Here is a 20,622-nt window from a genome sequence, read left to right as displayed (position 1 = left end):
ATATTAATTACATGTGGTCATCATGTAATCTCATGTGGTCCTTGGCCACTTTCTGCCACATAAAACATAGCTTCAAGTCCTGTTTCCTTTTGATATTTATCCCCTATCCTCTTCATCACTTCATCAAGCTGATCCTTGTGAATAATGTTCACCGTACAACCACCAAATCCTGCTCCCGTCATCCGTGCACCAATCACAGTTTCTTCGTCCCACGCAGCTTTTACAAGGGAATCGAGCTCCTTACCTGTGACTTCATAATCATCTCTTAGAGAAAGATGAGACTCATTTAAAAGCTGCCCGAACTTTTTCAAGTCTCCTTCAGTTAGTGATTTTGCTGCTTGGATCGTCCGTTCATTTTCAAAAATGGCATGCCTTGCTCGCTTTCGATGAATCTCATCGGTAATAATTTCCTGATCCTTTTCAAAGGTTGCAGAATCTAGCTCACATAATGATGTAATCTGATGTTTTTCTTGAAGCTTTCCTAAAGCCGTCTCACATTCACCACGCCGTTCATTATACTTGGAATCAGCTAAACCACGGCGCTTATTCGTGTTGGCAATGACAATAGCAAACTCATCTAACTTTAACGGGTGGTATTCATAATTCAAGGATTCACAGTCTAAGAGAATCGCATAGTCTTTTTTACCAAGCCCAATTGAAAATTGATCCATGATACCACAGTTTATCCCGATAAAACTATTTTCTGCTTGCTGACAAAGCTTAACAAGGTTGATCGGGTCTACTTGAAAATCGTTTAAAGTATTCCAAATCGTTGCTGTAAGTACTTCGATAGATGCAGAGGATGATAAACCTGCACCGTTTGGAATCGTGCCATAAAAGACAGCATCAAATCCCCGTTCTGACACATAACCTTTATCTGCAAATACTGATAGGACGCCCTTTGGATAGTTGGCCCAATCATGTTTTTCATCATAGACAAGGTCATCTAGTAGAAACGACTGGACCCCCTGGTCAGGAAAATTCATGGAATACACTCTCACTTGATTATCCTGTCTCGGAAGGATTAAAGCATAAGTTCCCAAGCTTAAGGCTACTGGAAAAACAAAGCCGCCGTTGTAATCTATGTGTTCACCTATTAAATTGACACGTCCTGGTGCAAAAAATAGTCTAGTGGATCCTAAATCGCTATTTTCCCTATCATGAAAAGCTGTTTTAAATGTAGTAGTTAACTTTTCCCTCATCGTCATCGTTATCATCCTTTTTAGCAACGTTTTTTGATACTCCACCTCTTCTAGAAAGAGGTATGCCATTCCCATCAAATTATCATTTTTCTAGAATACTGTTCATTTATATACTCTATTATAGTTTATATGAAAATGATGTGGAAGATGTGGAAATGGCGTAGATATTCAGGTTAGTAGGAAAGCATAAGTGAAGATGATAAAAATCATGGTTGAGTTGTACTAATGAGGTATTGTTGTCTTGGAGTTAAGATGAGCTGCTGGGATTATCGACAGTTTTTCAGTTTGAAAACGCAAATCTGGCCATTACAGCTTGGATTATCGACAGTTTTTCAGTTTGAAAACGCAAATCTGTCCATTAGAGCCCACTTTATCGACAGTTTTTCAGTTTGAAAACTTAAATCTGTCCATTAGAGCTCGGGTTATCGACAGTTTTTCAGTTTGAAAACGCAAATCTGTCCATTAGAGCCCACTTTATCGACAGTTTTTCAGTTTGAAAACTTAAATCTGTCCATTAGAGCTCGGGTTATCGACAGTTTTTCAGTTTGAAAACACAAATCTGTCCATTAGAGCCCGCTTTATCGACAGTTTTCCAGCTCCAAACCGTAAACCTGTCCATAAGAACTAAAAAAGGTACCTGCCCCCAATACAGCGAACATAGCTGCACTAGTGATCAAGCACCTCTTTTTACACCTCTTACAAATCTTCCATCAACTCTGCAATGGTTTCTGTGTTTTGACCGACCAAATAATCGATTTCTTTACTCTGTGCTCCAGTATCTGGGTTGACTCCAAGATAGCCCCGGTAGATAGCACCTTCTTCCTCATCGACAAATCCGTGCTCAATGGCAAATAAATAGTCAATATCAGTTAAAATTTCAAATTGGATATTATATTCTTCCTGCAATTGTTGATGATCCTGAGGTGTGGACGGGCTGACTGCCACGACCTCCATTCCTTCAAACAATTCTATTTGGCTATTCAGCTGAACCAGCTGTTGAATGCAAGTTCCTCAGCCAACTCCTGTAAAATATAAATATAATGTTTTTCCATTAGGTACTAATGATACAGCTTCACCAGTCGTATTAGGCATGGCAAATTCAAAGGTTGCAGGGTCATATGGCGTTGTATCACCAGCATTACCTTGATCATTTCCTGAACAGGCAGCTAGAAATAACAACATACAACCCAATAAGATGATTCCTTTCCACAACTTCAAAATGGATATCTCCTTCCTTCACTTTTAAGTACAAGTTAGTTTCGTTCATCATAATGCATTTTTAATTTCAGCTCTAGTAAAACGCTCGATATAAGAAAAACTGAGTCATAGTCCGCAAAAGGGAGCAGTCTGCACTGCTCCCGCTTCTCAGCTAATCTTTCTCCACAACAGGGAACCAACCTGGTGTATTCATAATAGGAGACCATAAACCATCTGGGACAACGAGACGTTCTTGGTCATCTTTTGTTAACGTCGTGGCAATCGTTTCTTCTTCCCCAGCCTCAACTTTTTCAACCCACTTCGGTTCTACAATCATTTCGCGTCCTAATGCCAGGAGAGGCACACCAGTATCAAGTGCTTCGTTCACATCATCCGGCGTATGTAAGGACCCTACTCCAATCACTGGTATTTTATCTCCTACTCGTTCATGAATCATTAATACTCTAGATTTTTTATCATTCTCATCTCTCATGGAGCCTTGCCAGAAATCTTGAACCGAGATATGTAAATAGTCAAGATCTTGCTCAGCTAGCGTATCCACGAATGTTAAAGTATCCTCCATGGTAATCCCTGGTGTTTCCGTCTCTTCTGGGGAGATTCGATAACCCACAACAAATGGCGTTTTTGAATGCTCCTTCACTGTAGCCTTTACTATATCAATCACAGCTAAAGGAAACGTCATTCTTTTTTCAATCGCCCCACCCCACTTATCTGTTCTACGATTAGAATGAGGTGAGAAAAACTGTTGAATTAAATACGTATTTGCACCGTGAATCTCGACACCATCGAAACCTGCCTCCATTGCACGCCTCGTTGCATCACCAAAGCCTTGAATGATTGTTTCAATTTCTGATTCAGTTAATTCTCTTGGAGTTACTAGCCCAGGTCTTAACGCAGCAACAGCGCTAGCACTGACAGATTGACCGCCCTCCAATAACTCAGGCGGAGCCATTCTTCCAGCGTGGAAAATCTGAAGGATTGCTTTTGCCCCTTCTCCTTTAATCGTATCTGCAAGACGCTTTAGTCCAGGAATCATCTCATCAGAGTCGGCACTGATTTCATTTACGAAACCTTTACCGTCTCTCGTCACATAAGCAACAGCCGTGATGACCGCACCTACACCTCCAGCGCGGATTTGATAATATGACAATTCCTCATCACTAACAACACCGTTCTCTTTTGATGAAAAATTAGTCATTGGCGCCATTAAAATGCGATTCTTTAATTGAACTCCACTTTTGAATGTAAACTCTTCAAACAATGATTTATATGTTGAATTCATTATGAACCTCCTAGTTGAATCTGTATGTAATATGTAATACTAATGACTTCGTAGTTAATATGCAATCATCATGACTTTTCAATACCACAAAAAAAATCTCAGTATAAACTACACAAAATAGATTAATGTGTGCTGTTCGTCCCTTTAATGTGTAATAGAAAATTAGGTTGATAAGCCCAGAGAAGGTTTGCATTCCCCATTTGTACTTATTAATAATCAAAAACATGAGAACCCGCCCAACATTTACCCCTGCTCTTATAGTAAAAAACTAGATTTAAGAACTAGAATTCGATAATATTAAGTAGTAAGGCACTTACAAAAGGGGGAAGAAAGTTGTCTATAAAACAAGATAAATATTATAAGGAATTAATCGATTTACAAGATGTAAATGGGGTAGAATCTCAAATTAAAAGTTTACTTGATATTCAGATTGAGTCCGTTTCTGATCTTGAAAAATGGTTAGAGGATGAAAAAAGTTTAATGAATAAGATTGCAGAGGCAATGACAGGGCACCAAGTAGATTTTTACCGAAATACTGAAGATGAAGATATAAAGGCGACATATCTTCATGACCAGCAAGTTATCCAACCACTCTTAATGAAATATGAAGCAAAACTGAATGAGAAGTGCTGCGAATCTCCATATTTCAATCAATTAGATGAAGAGCGTTACGGATTAATGAGACGTGTTCGCGGGTCTAAAGTGAAACTGTTCAGAGAAGAAAATATTCCATTAATGGTAAAAGAACAAGAGCTAAATACGAAGTATAGTGAAATTATGGGAGGATTAACCGTTGAGTGGGACGGTGAGGAAAAGCCTTTTCCATTTATCCAATCTCAACTGGACCATCTAGATAGGGCTGTGCGAGAAAAAGCTTATTACGCGATGGGGTCAGCCTTTAGTCACATTAAGGCCGATATGGATGCTATCATGGACGAGCTCGTTCAATTACGCCATCAAATCGCTTTAAATGCTGGATTTGACAATTACCGTGATTATATGTTTGTTGTAAAAAATCGTGAGTATACTGTACAAGATTGTTATGATTTTCATGAAAATGTGGAGAAACATATTATTCCAGCTTGGAATCGTCTCGCAGAAGTTTTTAAGTCCAAGCTTGGTGTTGATACATATCGCCCTTGGGATAACACTGCAAAATTAATGAAAAAACCACCTTACACTGAGGTATCTGCCCTTATGGATGGCGTTTCTGATATGTTAGGAAAAACCGATCCATATTTTGCAGAGCGTTTTGATTACATGAGAGAGAATGGATTATTAGATCTTGGGGACCGCAAAGGGAAAAGTCCAGGGGGATTCTGTACTTCCTTACCTGTTTCAGGTGATACCTTTGTTTTTGCAAACTTTAGTCCTTCCTTTTTCTCTTTGATCGCATTAATACATGAAATGGGCCATGCAGTGAATGGGTACCTCGAGTTAGCCGAGCACGGTCCGATAGAAGACTATCAACATAGAATGGAAGTAGCTGAACTCTATTCTCACGGAATGGAACTGCTTTTATTAGATAAACTTGATCGATTTTATCCAGATGAAGAAGATTTTAAGAGTGCACAGCGCGAAGAGTTAAGACGGGCATTTACAATGTTATTCGGACCATTGTCAGGGGACCTCTTCCAACATTGGATGTATACGAATCCTAACCATACTGCTAAAGAGCGCGATGAAAAATTCTTTGAAATTTCTAAACGTTATGGCTTAAATCCTGTTGATACTACTGGACTTGAAGAGCAAATTGGTATGAGTTGGGCTGGCACTCTTCATTATTTCCAAGTGCCTTTCTATAATATTGAATACTCCATCTCCATGCTTGGTGCACTACAATTACTTGAAAATTATCGTAGCAACCCAGAGCTGGCTGTTGAATCATTCAAAAAGGGTGCAGGTGCGGACTACAATCAATCTATCGCAGCTATCTATGAAGAAACTGGAGTAAGCTTTGACTTTTCAGAATCTGCAGTTAAACGAATGGGTGATTTCCTAGAGAGTGTCATTAAAGAGATTAATTAACGAGACCCGAACTTCGGGGCGAAGCTTTTAGAGGACAATTAAGAAAACCAAACAAAAATTTCCTGCTCCCCAAAAGGTAGACAGATGAAATCCGAAAATCTGTCTCCTCTAGGGGAGCCAATTAATATATCTAAGAAACCTTCTGTTTTATTTCATCTTCTTTAAATCGTTGGGTTTTATACCATTTCATTTCCTGCTTTAAAATGCTCCGTTTCAACTCCAAGCCTCCAGAATAAAGAATTAAAAACAACCACAGTTGTGAATACGTAAAATACATCAGAAGTACGGTAAAATAGTTTTTGAAGTTGAATTGATGTTTTTCCATCGTTAATGCCAGCATTATCTCTGTTATAAATAACAGGAAGCCTACAATTAATAGAATATATGAAATAATGCCGATAGAAAGATCCAAATCAACAAATAAGTTTGTCACAAAAATACCGTGGGAAACGAATATGCCGCCAAAAAACAAAAAGTAGGTAAATAAAAAATATACTAAATCAATAAGTATCTTCTTTTTCTTCAATTGATTAAATCGAACTAAATATTTGCCAATGACATATATATTACCACATGCCCATCTCGTTCTTTGCTTCCACCAGACTCTCCAAGTTTCAGGCTCTTGTTCCCATGTAATTGCTGCTGGGAAAAAACGAATATAATAACCTAAGTTATAGACCCTGATGCTTAATTCCGTATCTTCCGACAAAGCTTTTTCATCCCAACCTCCAAGTTCCTCCAATATAGACCTTCTAATTGAAAAATTGGTACCTGGAATAGTTGCCATTTTAAACCAGAACCATCTTCCCGCTTGTGCAAGCCATTGAAAAGTAATCGTTTCGATATTAATAAATCGAGTAAGTAAATTTTTTTGTGCATTTACAACGCGAAACTTACCTACTGCAGCACCAGCCTTTTTGTCCTTCTGTAAAGGGAGTACTAGATTCTGAACAGCATCAGGTTCAGGTGTATTATCCGCATCATAAACAACTATTATCTCTCCTGAGGACTGCTTGAATCCAGTATTCAAAGCACCTGATTTCCCCTTTCCTGCAAATGGCGGTTTATTATGGATGACTTTTATAAACGAATGATCCCTTGCGTAGGAATCAGCAATCTTTTCCTGTTAAATCTGAAGAATTATCATTAATTACAATGACTTCCAGTTTGTTCTTAGGATAATTTAAACGAATCATTGATTTAATGGTCTCTTCGATAACAACTTCTTCATTGTGAGCAGGAATGAGAATACTGACCATCGGCTGTTCAGGTATATTACTCCACCATAATTCTTTTATTCTCTCAACCTTTAAGGAGAAGAAATACCCCCCCTGCATTAAGAACAAATGATAGAACAACATCAGCCAAATTAGAAATATAGATATATATAAGAAGTAATCAGCCAACTGCTTTCCTCCTTTCTACTTGGTTCGAGCTGATACTATTTGAAAGAATATATAAAATAAATGATACGACTGCTATTGCACCTATTGCACCAAAACACCATAGGAGTACTACAATTACATTTTTCACATGAAAATCAATGTAGCTTGTAGAAGATAAAAAGAGTCCCATATAGTTGACGTTGGCGTTAATTTCTCCCTGTCCAGACCTTATGTCAACATGCTTCGTTTGGACATGATTATCCATCTTTTTCAAATCGATCCAGGATACATTCGGAATTTTTTCCATCTGCTCAATTAATTCAATAAACAACTCGGGACCAAGGTAAGGATGGTAAAATCCTGCCACCATTCCTTCTCTAACAAAACGATAATTCTCTGCATTCCTGATCATCGTTTCTATTGACCCATCAGGATCTTCCGGTAAAACATAACCCATCGTTTCTGGTAGCAACTTCATTCCGTGTAAAAAATTGGGCTCAGTAATATACGGTGAGGTCGTCATTATCTCCCAGTCGTTATCACTTAGTTGTAACTGTCCTACATAAGTTGTGAAGTATTCTGAGACTACCTGATAACCATGTTGGGACATGGTATAATGTGGAGCTTCAAATGCTAAAGCGTATAAACCATAGTTTGCTAATTCTTCTATCCCCCTTGTTATCCTTTCTTCTATATAATCCCGTTCATATGCTTTTTGGTCACTAAGATATTCCTCATATTCCCCAATACTACTAAAGTCTTCTTCCGTTTTCACAACGACCTCATCATCCTGACCGTGGTAGATAGGCATGTTGTTTTCTACATCCCAAAATTCAAAACCCTCCCCAGTCTCACTTAATCGGAATTGATGCGTATATCCATGGAGGACGATGCTTCCCCCATTGTCTTGCATAAACTTCAGTGCCTTTAATAATTTGGGTGAATCAGAAAAGTGATATTGTTTTTTTGTTTCAGGATTTGTATAAACTGGAATGACAGCAATCATATAAGGAATATTTTTCTCCGCTAAAATATGGGCAATATCCATCATATGGTCAGGATCGACTAATGGATGAATGTCCTCCAGACGAATATAACCTGGATTTACTTCTGAAACTTCCCTATAATCCTCTTTAAAAACATCATAAAGGACTTCTGCAAATAATATGGAAAACGGCGGTTTTAATATGTTTGAGGCAAAATAGTAGTGGAATTGTTTCTTCACAAAAAGTGGATATCGTACATTATCTTTTTTTCCAAACAATAGTGTTTCTAAATGGTGATCCTCTACAACGCTAATGTTAAAAATATATTGTGGAACAAAGGATAGTTGTTTATCGGGATCTTCCACCAGTTCAATCTCATCAATAACCGCATTCGTAGGAGAGCGTTCTATAAAGGAAAATCGTTCTCCAAACTGATCAGCATTTTCTCCTATGGTAACAATCGTTCCATCAAATTGGTTAACCATGTCTATTACCTGTCTAGGAAGAACCTCCTTAACATGGCCATAATAGAATAAGTAGTCTACTAGATCCAAGTCCTGTTCCTCTACTAGCGAACTAGAGATAAAGGTCACGTTTGCTGTGAAGTGGCCTAGTAACATATCCAACATTCGTTGGTGTTCATCCATTTCGTCATCTCTCGAGGAGAAAATAACCAGTACATTTGGCCATTCTTCATTTGATATTTCATCATTCGCAACAACATTGGTAGTGCCATATGATCCAAACAAATCGATTGAACCGAACAACACTAGTAAGATACAAATCATCACCATGAGAATATATTTATATCCAAACCTATAATTGTACATTCATAAGTCCCCCTCTTGAAACCATTCCTTATAAAACTCCAATGACCGTGTCATTTTATTTGAATATTCAGAATATTAATCTTATATTTATGTTAGCCGTAGATTTTCCTATGATAGTGATCCCGTTTTTTTCATGAGTATCTAAGGTGTTTTCAGAAATATATTTTCAATTACTGATTCCGTAATGGAACCGAGTGGGGAATAATCAATAACCCCTGGTTCCTGATCTAAAGTAACACACCACCAGTAAATGCCATCAATCAGAGGTCTCCAAACCTTATATGTTGCTTCATAATAGTTTGCTTGCGCCTGCCAGTCGAGCTTGCCATCAGGTAAATCCCATGCGTACGGATGGCGATATGCTCCTGCAACTGGAACCATTCCAGATTCGGTGATTATGACAGAATCATGATTGATTATATCCTTCACTTCACTTGTCCATTTATGCCATTCTTCTTCTAACTTAGTGATACTGGCACCATCCTCTGCTTCCAACGGGAAGTAAGCATCTATTCCAACATGATCCAGCAAAGGAACGAATTCAATTGTTGGTATCTCATTAACTGTGTTCCAGTTAAATGAATATATCAAATCACCATTGTAGATTTCCCGTAATGATTCAATCAAAATTATCCACTCTTTACTATACTGATTTTGAAGAGAATTGAACTCTGTACCGATATTAAAAACCTTCACGTTTCTTGATTCCGCTAACTTGGCATAGGGAAGTAAGAGAGAACGATAACTTTTAAACCATGCCTCTGGATCTGATGGGGCGAGGTCTCCCCTCCAATATCCTGATGCCATTAAGTTTTCTTCATCAAGAATTGGTCGGAGCATTACGCTTAAATTCAAGGCCTGCGCTTCCTGTATGATGCCATCTAATTCTTTCATGGTAGGGGTTATCACAAGGTCTTCTTCCACTTGATTCGAATGGAGATCCGCTTGGACAAAAGGAAACGTAATAGCAATACTATTAACACCTAGATTTTTTAGGTCAGTAAGAATCTTTCGAGCTTCTCCCCTGTCAGGATGACCATATATTAATAAATTCATTCCAGCTTGAAATTCACTTGCTTTATATTTTGGCTGATTCACTGCTTCAATCTCTTCCCTATGTTTCTCCATATTCAGTTCCTCCGTCTCCACATTTATTGTATTATTTGATTTCAAAGTATTTTTATCTTCCTCCCCTTCAGTCTCTCCTGTCCCTACCTTTAAGTCATTGGTTACTTCATCTGCTTCCTCACGTTCCTCAGCACTTTCATTACTAGGCGAAATTTCCTCTTCCCTTATAAACAACAGCAAAATGATAGGTATAACTATCATGATACCGATGATAAGAATTATTCTAGGCACTCGATTCTCTCCTTTTTCTGCTGAAGACTATTCATAGAACAACAATCCATGTGATTGAGGAAAAACTTACGTATTATGGTACGAATTCAGCTGGCCTAGAAGGGTGGTCTATCATATCCAAAGCAGGAGACCTATCCTCTCGTCCTCCTAGCACACTTTCCAAAATACCCGCAATTCTTTTACTTGCATAACCATCCCCATACGGGTTACTAGATTGGCTCATTCTTGTATATTCCTTCTCAACTTCTAGGAGTAATTTAAAGGTATTGTAAATATTATTTTCTTCTGTCCCAACTAACTTTAATGTTCCAGCTGCAATTCCCTCAGGTCGTTCTGTCGTGTCTCGCATCACCAACACTGGCTTCCCTAAACTTGGAGCTTCCTCTTGTATCCCACCACTATCTGTTAAAATTAAGTAAGATCTTGAAAGAAAGTTATGAAAATCTAATACATCCAAAGGCTCAATGATTCTTACTCGAGTACAATTTCCCAATATATCATTAGCTGCTTCCCTAACCACAGGATTCAGATGAATCGGATATATCACCTTGATATCTGGCTTTTCATCAACAATTCTCTTAATAGCCCTAAACATGTTTCTCATTGGTATACCTAGATTTTCCCTTCGGTGAGCTGTTATCATGATTAATCTACTATCAGACGCCCATTCTAGCTGTTCATGACAGTAATTATTTCGAACGGTTGTTTGTAAGGCATCAATCGCAGTATTACCAGTAACATAGATTGTGTTAGGATCTTTTCCTTCCTTTAGTAGATTTGCTTTTGCCATTTCCGTTGGAGCAAAGTTATAAGCGGCTACAACCCCCACAGCTTGACGATTAAATTCTTCTGGATATGGTGAAAAAATATTATAAGTTCTTAAGCCCGCTTCCACATGACCAACAGGTATTTGAAGGTAAAAACATGCCAAAGCAGTTACAAAAGTTGTAGAAGTATCACCATGGACTAGAACAACATCAGGCCTTACTGTTTCTAAAACAACTTTCATTTTTTCTAGAATATTAACTGTGACATCAAATAGGGTTTGCTTTGCCTTCATAATGGATAAATCAAAGTCAGGTTCAACTTGAAACGCGTGTAAGACCTGGTCTAACATTTCTCTGTGTTGACCAGTCACACAAACAAATGTATCCAATGTTGCTCGAGCTTTTAGTTCTTTGACAAGTGGGCACATTTTTATCGCTTCTGGCCTCGTCCCAAATACAACCATTACTTTTTTGTTCATATAAACCCACCCCTTGCTACATTAATATAATTCTGGGCATTACATGGCAGCTTTTATGTTGGTGAAAACTCGAGCCGTTTCCTTAGCTATCTAAGAACAACCAGTTCTTAATAAAGAATATAATAGGTGTATCAAATTACTAATTGCTCTTTAATGCATACTATAGGTTCTTAATAACGAATATCATGTGCAAAAAAAAGGTGTGAAATTGGACGTTGTAATTATTTATTTCATTCTATTCCTGTAATACATTAGTGTCAACTGCATTCTTTGTCGCATATTGTTTTTTGTGCAGATCTTTTGTAAAAAAACAAAATACTTCTTCAAAAGGGGGGAGGAGGACTGTCGCTAGCTGTATACTGCGAGAGTAGAGGGGGCACCCCTTCCGCCCGTGGAAAGGGAGTTGCGCCAGTCTCATCAAGAATTGTATTCAAATATAAATATACTTAATAGTTGTAGTTGTGCTACGACTTATTCATTGGTTCCAAACGGTTCTCATGTTTCGTAAACATGAGAACCGTCCCTGCGTTTACCACTCTAATTCAACTGGCAACACTTTCTTGATAATAGGTTCGTACGATTTCCTTTGCTCCCTGTCCATCCAAAGGTGTACGCTTCCCTTATCTTTACTCGTTCGAATTAAGCGACCAATTCCTTGCCTCAGTCGAAGGAGCATGTATGGATTGTCCACTTCCTCCACTGCATTTTTTGCATATTTACGTTTGGCCTCAAATACTGGATCTCGCGGCGGAAATGGCAATGACGAGATAATCACCTGTGATAATGCTTGTCCTGGCACATCTAAACCTTCCCACAAATTATATGAACACAGCACCGATGACGAATCATTCTGAAACTCCTGGACCAATTCACTAATTTCCTTATCACCTTCAAAAAGGACAGAAAATGGTACCTGTTTATTATTAGCAAACCAGATTCGAAACTTCTCCATCTCTTCTTTAGAAGAAAATAAAATTAATGAATGTCCACCATTATCCACTAACTTTTCAGCAATCCCCTTCCATTTTTCCAGCTCAGATTCTGCCATATGGCCAGCAACTGTCATTTGCTCGTCATAATCAAATGGAGAGTCTACCACAAAGGAATCATATTGTTCAATTCCTAAACTATCAGCAATGTAACGGAAATCCCCAGCTTGAGACATCGTTGCAGAGGAAAAAATAAAGGGTATTTCTTGAGAAAACACTTCTTTTTTCAACACATCCTCTACCAAACGTGGCATGATCACAAAGATTGTTTCAGAATCCGTTTCTTCTAACCAAAATATTCCCTGATTATCCTTCAGCAAAATAGCTAGTCCATAGGAAAAAAACTCTAAATATTCTTCAATAATCTTCACATGATACTCATCGATGGTGAATAGCTCTGAATCAAAAACAAGTTGATCTAACAATTGTTCTACCTTTTGGCTCAATTTAGCCGCAAGTTCCAGCATCACATTAGAACGTGGTACTTCTTTTCGGTTTGAGCCCTCTACATAGCGCGAGGTCTCTAATAATACGTCAAACCATTCATCATGTAGTGCCAAAATATCTTCAATTAAGTACAAAGACTCTTCACGTACTTCCTGATTCATGTATCCTGTCAGGACCGTCGTTAACGTTTGCGATTGAAAGCGATACGTCAGCGCTTTTTGTGCAGCAAACTCTAATAAATGACCTTCATCAAAAATAACGCAGCTTGTCTCTGGCAGTAGTGGGAGTTGTCCCTCCCTCTTTCGAGATTCCATCGTCCAAATATGCTCCATGTAAAAATCATGTGAACAAATAATTAAATCACTTGCGTGGCGATAATACTCTCGATTCAATGTCAAACCGCTTCGGTGCAGCCATTCACAAGTGGAACATTGTTGCAGAGGATCCCATGCGATTTTTTCCCATGTCTCATCCGATACCCAAGGATACTCCTTTCGGTCTCCGTAGCGCTGGAAGGCTTGCATCGATGCACCTTTCTGATGCACAAAACTTGGAATGCTATCATGAACGCGGTGAATATCCCTATTATCAGTTTTGTGGACGATATCCTCCAATTTTTTCATGCAGACATATTGTTCTCTCGCCTTTGCAAGTCGAACATCAATGTTTATTCCGAGAGCTTTTTCTAGTTTTTTTATGTCCCCGACCTCTTTGACAAGCTGTTCAATGAGGGTTTCATCTGCACAGGAAATAATGGCCGGTTTCCCTTTGTAGCGCGCATAGCATATCGCATACAGCAAGTAAACAAACGTCTTACCAGTACCTACGCCAGCTTCGGAAAAAATGGTAGATTTGTTTTGAAACGCTTTTTCCAATTGAAATGCCATATAAATCTGTTCATCACGAAGTTCGTAGCCTTGTTCAGGCAAGATGTCATAAAAGACATCTCCAACGAAATCTCCGAGACGATCAAAGAATTTTTCAGTTTTTGCAATCGTAAATGGAAGTGATCTTGTCATAATTTGTACTTGTGTCCCTTCTATGTGACGTTACTTCAATGTCACGCTTTTAATATGTAATATGTTATGCAGATGGGATATCCCACGCGAGTTCCTTAGCAAGATTTTCGCGTTTTTCACGTTCGATTAGCTTCTTATCTCACGCGAGTTCTTGGCTTTCAGCGTTTTTCGCGTTCGATTAGCGGCTCATCACTTGCGATTTCTGATTTCCTCGATATAAATCAAAAGTGATCACCATATATAAATACATTAACCAATTTTTGTTATGAGTATTGATAAAATGATCAACTATACAAATTTAGCAAAGTTACACCTGTAAAGCTACCTTTTTTAGGCATATCACAGTAAAGTTCTTGTTCCCAATTATATAAGTGATTTTGTAAAGTAGGTGGTACTTATTTCCTTATGATCTTGTATGAGATTTCTTAATTTCATGTTCTCATACCTGATCAGCCCTTGATCTGGTATGAGATCTCTAAATTTCTTATTTTCATACCTGATCAGCCCTTGATCCGGTATGAGATTTTCATTTCCTCCTTTCTCATACCTAATCAGCCCTTGATCTGGTATGAGATTTCTTAATTTCATGTTCTCATACCTGATCGGCCCTTGATCTGGTATGAGATTTCTTAATTTCTTGTTTTCATACCTGATCATCCCTTGATCCGGTATGAGATTTTCATTTATTCGTTTCTCATACCTGATCGGCCTTTGATCTGGTATGAGATTTCTTTATTTCTTGTTTTCATACCTGATCAGCCTTTGATATGGTATGAGATCTCTAAATTTCTTATTTTCATACCTGATCAGCCCTTGATCTGGTATGAGATTTCTTTATTTCTTGTTTTCATACCTGATCAGCCTTTGATATGGTATGAGATCTCTAAATTTCTTATTTTCATACCTGATCAGCCCTTGATCTGGTATGAGATTTCTTTATTTCATGTTTTCATACCTGATCAGCCTTTGATCCGATATGAGATTTTTAATTCTTCCCCTCCTTTTAAGCTACTCTCAACTATATCGATTCTCGCCTTACCTAGTAAATTGGACTAACTAATCTCACCCTAGGTTGAGATGTATATCAGACTTTAGATTGAGAGAAAACCAACCTCCAGTACGTTTTGGCTTTTCTAGATTATAGCTAGAATATAAGTAAGAAAAACAAACAAGTGAGGTGTTAAAAATGATCTTAGCTATCATAAAAAGAAAGTTTAGACCTAATGTAGAAAGAGAGTATCAGGTGACAAAACATTTAAACGAATACAGAAATCAAATCGAACTTCGCCACCAACGTCGAATTATATAATACACTCGCCCCTCAATACAATATTACTACCGTACACCAAATATAAGCTAAGAGGTCAACAAACGGAGTTAACTTCTATTAGCTAGACTAAAAAGACAATTACCCATAAAGGCATAATTGTCTTTTTTATATAATTCTCTCTTAAAAAATAAAGTTGTTGGCACAAATACAGAATACAGTCTATTTCATTTTCTACGCTCGTCTTCATTTTTAAATTAGGCAAAAAAGTAGTGAATTAGTAAACACTCCTGCCCCCTGCCTTTTTCCATACACGCTTAACAAGCCTCGTAAACCAGTAGGCAGTAAATGCGATAACTACATCGATCATAAAGAGATAAATTTGATTCATCCCTTTATTAAAATTAATTAAGTCAATCCAATCAGACACGGTTGCAAATCCAATTCCAAATACGGCAGACAAAATGACAGCATAAATATAAAAGTTCTTCTGACGATTTGTACAGTACTGGTAAACTAGAAGGAAACCTACAGGTAGTGCTGATGCCGTCATATTAAGAGAGGTCGGCAAAAATGGAGTTAAAAAATAATTATGAACTAAGTAATTATGACTTTCTAGGAAATTTGCTGCGTACGTCCAAAGTATGTGAACGGTGTATCCGAAAAAAAATAATTCAAAGAGCCGCTTCCGATCAACTATCATGATGAGAAGTAGAAGCGGCAGTATCAAAATGAGAAAAACCATCCAAAATTGCCACGCATCAAAACTAGAAAAATCATGCCAATAGGATGATATGAGTTCGTTCCATTCCTCATTTGTTTGATAGATCTTATCCAAGTATTCATTATATTTCATTAAACTAACCCCGATCTTGTTAGATTAACCATTACATTTTTATTATTTTGCTAATTGATGAAAAAATTATGCAATCAAATTCAACCTAAAAAAACTACTAAATCGTAATGCCCATTCGAAAAAGCACCTGATCCCCAGTATAATAAAGCATTAACGCACGGAAGTCAGTCCAGTCACCAAACTATAAGCACCACGTTCATTTTAAGAAAAACACTCGATTTTTTTGAAAAACAACTAGAGCTTCAGGCACGATATGGTTAAACCGTCCCAAAACAGCAGAATATCCCAGAAACCCAATTTTTTATATTATATGATAAAATAAAGTCTAGTATTTTTTAACTGGACGGTGCTGGTAGTGAATGAAAAACGGAAATTAAGAGAATCTGATTTATATGAACCAATTCAAAAGTACTTTAAGCGTAAAGGGTACGACGTGTACGGAGAAGTGAAAGATTGTGATATGGCAGTCATGAAAGATGACGTCTTAATCATTGTAGAATTGAAATTAAACTTAAGCGTGGATTTGCTCATTCAAGGAACAAAAAGGCAACGAATGTCAGAACACGTATATATCGCAATACCAAAACCGAAAAAACACAATCCTCGCTCAAAAAAATGGAGAGATACTTGCCATTTACTGCGTAGATTAGAATTAGGTCTTATCCTCGTTTCCTATACAGAGAAGCGAAAAAGAGTGGAAGTTATCATTCAACCTACCCCTTTTCATCGATCCATCAGCATGGGGAAAGCCAAATACCTCAGGCAGAAGATAATAAAGGAAATCGATGGGCGAAGTGGCGATTACAATATCGGTGGTTCCAGCAGAAAGCAAATTATGACCGCCTATCGAGAAAGCTGCATTCAAATAGCTTGTTACTTGGAAAAACACGGTGAATTATCTCCCAAGGGACTTCTCCAAATGGGAACTGGGAAGAAAACACAATCCATCCTTAGCAAAAATTATTACGGTTGGTTTGTTAGAGTCAAAAGAGGCGTCTATGCCCTCAGTGAAAAAGGTAAGCAGGAGATAAAGGAGTACCCCGAACTTGTAAAGTATTATCGTTTATAGAGCCTGCCGAAGCCCCTTTTTCCCAAGTGACTTCCATGGCCCCCTGTATATATGCGATACCTTTCCCCATTAATGTAAACATAAACATAACTATAATGGGGACCTCCCTAGAACAGTAAAACAATACTGAATTGGGGTCTGCCCCGTAATACTTATTGCTTAACCTTTGTAAAAATTTTCCCCGTACTCAACTCACACCAATCCTCTAATTCTTCATAATCGTCCTTATCCCCGTATTTTTCAAAAAAAGCTTCTCTATCCTTAAATACCTCCATTATCCCCTTTTCCAAATAGGATACTGTTTGAAATGTATTTAATTGAAAAACCTCTGAAACGACGATAACTTCCCCTAGATCAGCAAATTCTGCAGGTTTTTTCATTCATTCCTTCTCCTTTAGTGTTGAGTAGTATCGCATTCATACGGGTTACATGACAAATGAACCCTCATGTGAAAAAGAAGATGTCATCAGAAAAACAGGTTCTGTTACCTATCGTAAACATGAACATGCATTACTATTCGTTCGACTGGAATGTACCTCAAAAACCGTTAACCATTTTTTACCGCAATTCAACTGGAATATGTACAGGAACATCAAAAAATAAAATAAATAAAACTGTAAATATAAATGATAAAACATATGTTAACAATGGTTTCGTATGATGAAGCCTTATAAATGGAAACATTAAGCATAATATAAATAATGACCACCAAATGTTCCAGCCGTACTGATATTGAATCCTACCTGTTAACAGGAAAAAAGCTTCCCATAAAATATAAATCGTGATCCACATTCCATTGTGAAGGACTTGCTTTTTTATACTCTTTGGATAATGCGTTAAAAACATTAACACTGTTGCTGGGAATACGATAAATGTATACAACATCTCCGTTAGAGAATGATTAGATAAAAAATCAGCATCTAAGCGCCACAAAAAGTAGTTAGCCGTCAAAAAGTTATAAGCTAAATTGCATAATGCAATGTAAAGCATTGTAGTATGAAACTTTTCCCAGTTTTTCCAATCACCTTTTAATATAACAGCAATAATGACAATGATTGTAGTGATAAGATGCATGGTATCATCCTTTTATGTGGTTTTGAAGCTGTGTTAGGGGTATCTATAGCTTTCTCCTTTATTCTAAAATTAGTCAATAAACTCAAAACATGTTTAATTTTATTTATGAAATAAAAAAGCAAAGAACCAAGTAACAAAGGTCCTCTGCTTCTTTATACATTGAAAAATGTCTTAATTGGGTTCATACGCACTTTAAATGCAATTTAGATTTTTATCATAGCCCTCTTTGTTAAGGTACGAATGATGCCAATCAACATCATCATTAGTAAAAACACGGTAATCCCCGCAACACTTTGTGGGACAAAATCTAGAAACTGAACCATTTCAGCTATTGGTAAGTCTAGTATGATTCGTAAAAGCGTGTCTTTTAAAATTAAAGTCACTACTCCAACAAGAACGAAGCCTAATCCACCTAATGTACCTAATCGATAAAAACCTGCATGAATCATCCAACCTATTAAATAATAAATAAAAACATTAAGACTGACGATGCCTAAAGCTAGTATCAAAGCACCATTCGGATCAACATACGGAGGAACAACGAAAGATTGGACGACACTACTAATGATATTGCCAATAATATTTCCATCTAACTCAATATCTAGTACAACGGAATTAATATTAGGCTCATTAATCGTCACTCTATCAATCTGACCAATCACTAACTGACTTACTGCAGATACAAGTAAAGTGATGATTGGAAGGACAATCGATAAACCAAGTGATGCGATTAGCCCACCTTTAAAGTAGTCCTTCCTAGTGACACCATTTCCAACATAATGCTTAAGGAAGTTCATACATATGATCCCTAAGATAAAGATGAAAATATTTGCAGCAACAAAAACCATATTGAAATAAGTATCAACATCGGTTCCCCTCATGAATGATGTAACGATTCTGAAGATGTGTATCCCCAACATGATCCCTAAAAAACCAAGTGCCCATTGAAACTGAGCCCAGAACATATCTAATGCTACTTTTTGAAAAATCCGAGGTTGTTTCATATTAAGCACCTTCCTTCGTTACGTGTAAAAATAGCTCATGGAGTGAGATGGGTTCTAATTCCAGCCCCTGCTCCCTCGCCACCATTCGATCATGGTCACTAAGTTCACCATAAATCATCACAGCCTTTGTCTGACCTAATTGCTCCACATGAATTTGATTCTTTGATTGTACAAAACGATCGACTGCTTCTCCGTTTCCAATAATTTTCACACCTTTATTAATCAAGGAATCAAATTCCTCATGAATAATAACTTTCCCCTTATCTAAAATGATGACCTCATCAAACAAGTACTCCATTTCAGAAACGAGATGTGTTGAGAGAATAATAACCCTTGGATGCTTCTCCTGATCCTCTAATAATTCTTTATAAAAAATATCACGTGATGGCACATCCATACCTAGGTATACTTCATCGAAAATAGTAATTGGTGCTCTACTTGCTAATCCAATAATGACATTAAGTGCTGATTGCATTCCTTTCGAAAACTGTTTAACTGGTTTTTTTACATCAAGGTTAAACCTATTGACGAGGTATTCGGCGTATTCCCTATCAAAATGAGGACGGTATCGCTCAGTATCTTGCAATATCCCGAGAACATTGTCTGTTTCCTCTTTGTAATCTTTATTGTATAAAAAGGCCACCTGCTGCATCACCGTGGCATTTTCAAAAGGTGTTTCTCCATTAACAGTAACGGACCCAGATGTCGGTTCACGATAGGAAGCTAAAATAGAGAGGAATGATGTTTTCCCAGCCCCATTTTTTCCTAAAAGTCCATAAATCTTCGGACTATCTATATCAAAACTCACCTCACTTAATGCTAATTCATTCCCATATTTTAAGCTGAGTTGGTTCACAGCAATCTTCACTCCGCGTCACTCCCTTTTACCTTTTTGATGAACTGGATAATTTCACCCTCCGTAATCTCAAGCTTATCCGCCTCACGGACAAGTTTAACGACATAGTCTTCCATGAACGCTTCTTTCCGCTGTTGAATCAGTTTAGCTCTTGCACCTTCAGCTACAAACATACCAATCCCTCGTTTCTTGTACAGAATCCCTTCATCAACTAACTGGTTTATCCCCTTCGAAACCGTAACATGATTAATCTTATAAAAATTAACCAACTGATTAGTAGAAGGTGCCTGATCCCCTTCCTGTAGTTGATTGTTAATAATTTGATCCTCAATTCTTTCTCGAATCTGGATATATATCGGTTTGTCTTGATCAAATGGTTTGCTCATCTTATCGCCCACTATTCTATAGTGTAATCCACCTAACTGCTACCGCGTTGAGTGGTTATATAGTTATGTATATAACCATAATAGGTGTAGTTGTTTTTGTCAATACCTTTTGGGAAAAT

The 20,622-nt window shown here is 37.5% G+C and carries 17 protein-coding genes and 1 pseudogene; 2 read left to right on the top strand and 16 right to left on the bottom strand.

The window, feature by feature from the left end; translation table 11 throughout:
- Nucleotides 1-20 precede the first annotated feature (20 nt).
- The 4 genes from BW724_RS06620 to BW724_RS06605 all read right to left on the bottom strand — a co-directional run bounded on the left by BW724_RS06620 (nucleotide 21) and on the right by BW724_RS06605 (nucleotide 3,702).
- A complete protein-coding gene (locus BW724_RS06620; RefSeq protein WP_088077732.1) occupies nucleotides 21-1,202 on the bottom strand; it encodes a galactokinase in 1,182 nt (393 codons plus the stop codon).
- Between the two features lie 696 nt (nucleotides 1,203-1,898).
- Nucleotides 1,899-2,195 (bottom strand): redoxin domain-containing protein, encoded by a 297-nt coding sequence (locus BW724_RS06615; protein WP_268876175.1) that lies wholly within the window; start codon nucleotides 2,193-2,195, stop codon nucleotides 1,899-1,901.
- A gap of 18 nt (nucleotides 2,196-2,213) precedes the next feature.
- Nucleotides 2,214-2,420, bottom strand: a complete 207-nt coding sequence (locus BW724_RS06610) for a hypothetical protein (protein ID WP_088074477.1) — start codon at nucleotides 2,418-2,420, stop codon at nucleotides 2,214-2,216.
- A gap of 151 nt (nucleotides 2,421-2,571) precedes the next feature.
- Nucleotides 2,572-3,702: an NADH-dependent flavin oxidoreductase gene (locus tag BW724_RS06605; RefSeq protein ID WP_088074476.1), complete on the bottom strand. Its 1,131-nt coding sequence runs from the start codon at nucleotides 3,700-3,702 to the stop codon at nucleotides 2,572-2,574.
- A gap of 333 nt (nucleotides 3,703-4,035) precedes the next feature.
- Here BW724_RS06605 and BW724_RS06600 point away from each other — a divergent pair, with 333 nt between their 5' ends.
- Nucleotides 4,036-5,730, top strand: a complete 1,695-nt coding sequence (locus BW724_RS06600) for a M3 family oligoendopeptidase (protein WP_088074475.1) — start codon at nucleotides 4,036-4,038, stop codon at nucleotides 5,728-5,730.
- A 130-nt stretch (nucleotides 5,731-5,860) separates the two neighbouring features.
- Here BW724_RS06600 and BW724_RS06595 read toward each other — a convergent pair.
- From BW724_RS06595 to BW724_RS06565, 7 genes and pseudogenes are all read right to left on the bottom strand, one after another.
- Nucleotides 5,861-7,136 (bottom strand): annotated as a pseudogene (locus BW724_RS06595) (glycosyltransferase family 2 protein).
- The gene (locus tag BW724_RS06590; RefSeq protein ID WP_088074474.1) at nucleotides 7,129-8,931 is read right to left on the bottom strand and encodes a polysaccharide deacetylase family protein; all 1,803 of its coding nucleotides are present in this window, start codon (nucleotides 8,929-8,931) and stop codon (nucleotides 7,129-7,131) included. Before BW724_RS06590 ends, BW724_RS06595 begins: the two are co-directional and overlap by 8 nt.
- 141 nt (nucleotides 8,932-9,072) lie before the next feature.
- On the bottom strand, nucleotides 9,073-10,290 hold the full coding sequence (locus BW724_RS06585; RefSeq protein WP_088074473.1) for a glycoside hydrolase family 113: 1,218 nt from the start codon (nucleotides 10,288-10,290) through the stop codon (nucleotides 9,073-9,075).
- A gap of 73 nt (nucleotides 10,291-10,363) precedes the next feature.
- A complete protein-coding gene (gene wecB / locus BW724_RS06580; RefSeq protein WP_088074472.1) occupies nucleotides 10,364-11,536 on the bottom strand; it encodes a non-hydrolyzing UDP-N-acetylglucosamine 2-epimerase in 1,173 nt (390 codons plus the stop codon).
- Nucleotides 11,537-12,065: 529 nt separating this feature from the next.
- Nucleotides 12,066-13,991 (bottom strand): ATP-dependent DNA helicase, encoded by a 1,926-nt coding sequence (locus BW724_RS06575; protein WP_088074471.1) that lies wholly within the window; start codon nucleotides 13,989-13,991, stop codon nucleotides 12,066-12,068.
- A gap of 363 nt (nucleotides 13,992-14,354) precedes the next feature.
- A complete protein-coding gene (locus BW724_RS06570) occupies nucleotides 14,355-14,648 on the bottom strand; it encodes a hypothetical protein (RefSeq protein ID WP_140354924.1) in 294 nt (97 codons plus the stop codon).
- A gap of 887 nt (nucleotides 14,649-15,535) precedes the next feature.
- Complete coding sequence (locus BW724_RS06565) at nucleotides 15,536-16,114, bottom strand: hypothetical protein (protein WP_088074469.1); 579 nt, start codon at nucleotides 16,112-16,114, stop codon at nucleotides 15,536-15,538.
- Between the two features lie 355 nt (nucleotides 16,115-16,469).
- Between BW724_RS06565 and BW724_RS06560 the strand changes: the two genes are divergently transcribed.
- Nucleotides 16,470-17,183: a DUF2161 domain-containing phosphodiesterase gene (locus BW724_RS06560; protein ID WP_088074468.1), complete on the top strand. Its 714-nt coding sequence runs from the start codon at nucleotides 16,470-16,472 to the stop codon at nucleotides 17,181-17,183.
- A gap of 152 nt (nucleotides 17,184-17,335) precedes the next feature.
- Here BW724_RS06560 and BW724_RS06555 read toward each other — a convergent pair whose 3' ends face one another.
- The 5 genes from BW724_RS06555 to BW724_RS06535 all read right to left on the bottom strand — a co-directional run bounded on the left by BW724_RS06555 (nucleotide 17,336) and on the right by BW724_RS06535 (nucleotide 20,503).
- Nucleotides 17,336-17,563 (bottom strand): hypothetical protein, encoded by a 228-nt coding sequence (locus BW724_RS06555; protein ID WP_088074467.1) that lies wholly within the window; start codon nucleotides 17,561-17,563, stop codon nucleotides 17,336-17,338.
- 178 nt (nucleotides 17,564-17,741) lie between these two features.
- Complete coding sequence (locus tag BW724_RS06550) at nucleotides 17,742-18,257, bottom strand: CBO0543 family protein (protein ID WP_088074466.1); 516 nt, start codon at nucleotides 18,255-18,257, stop codon at nucleotides 17,742-17,744.
- A 203-nt stretch (nucleotides 18,258-18,460) separates the two neighbouring features.
- On the bottom strand, nucleotides 18,461-19,261 hold the full coding sequence (locus tag BW724_RS06545) for a hypothetical protein (protein WP_088074465.1): 801 nt from the start codon (nucleotides 19,259-19,261) through the stop codon (nucleotides 18,461-18,463).
- Between the two features lies 1 nt (nucleotide 19,262).
- Entirely contained in the window at nucleotides 19,263-20,129 is an 867-nt protein-coding gene (locus tag BW724_RS06540) for an ATP-binding cassette domain-containing protein (RefSeq protein ID WP_088074464.1), read from the bottom strand.
- Nucleotides 20,126-20,503 carry a GntR family transcriptional regulator gene (locus BW724_RS06535; RefSeq protein WP_088077730.1) on the bottom strand — a complete coding sequence of 126 codons (378 nt, stop codon included), beginning with the start codon at nucleotides 20,501-20,503 and terminating at the stop codon, nucleotides 20,126-20,128. Before BW724_RS06535 ends, BW724_RS06540 begins: the two co-directional genes overlap by 4 nt.
- Nucleotides 20,504-20,622 lie beyond the last annotated feature (119 nt).

The organism is Litchfieldia alkalitelluris, from assembly GCF_002153425.1.
In the GTDB taxonomy this organism is placed as follows: Bacteria; Bacillota; Bacilli; order Bacillales; family Salisediminibacteriaceae; genus Evansella; species Evansella alkalicola.
Note: the sequence above shows the minus strand (reverse complement) of the source record. Positions and strands in the feature narration are given on the sequence as shown.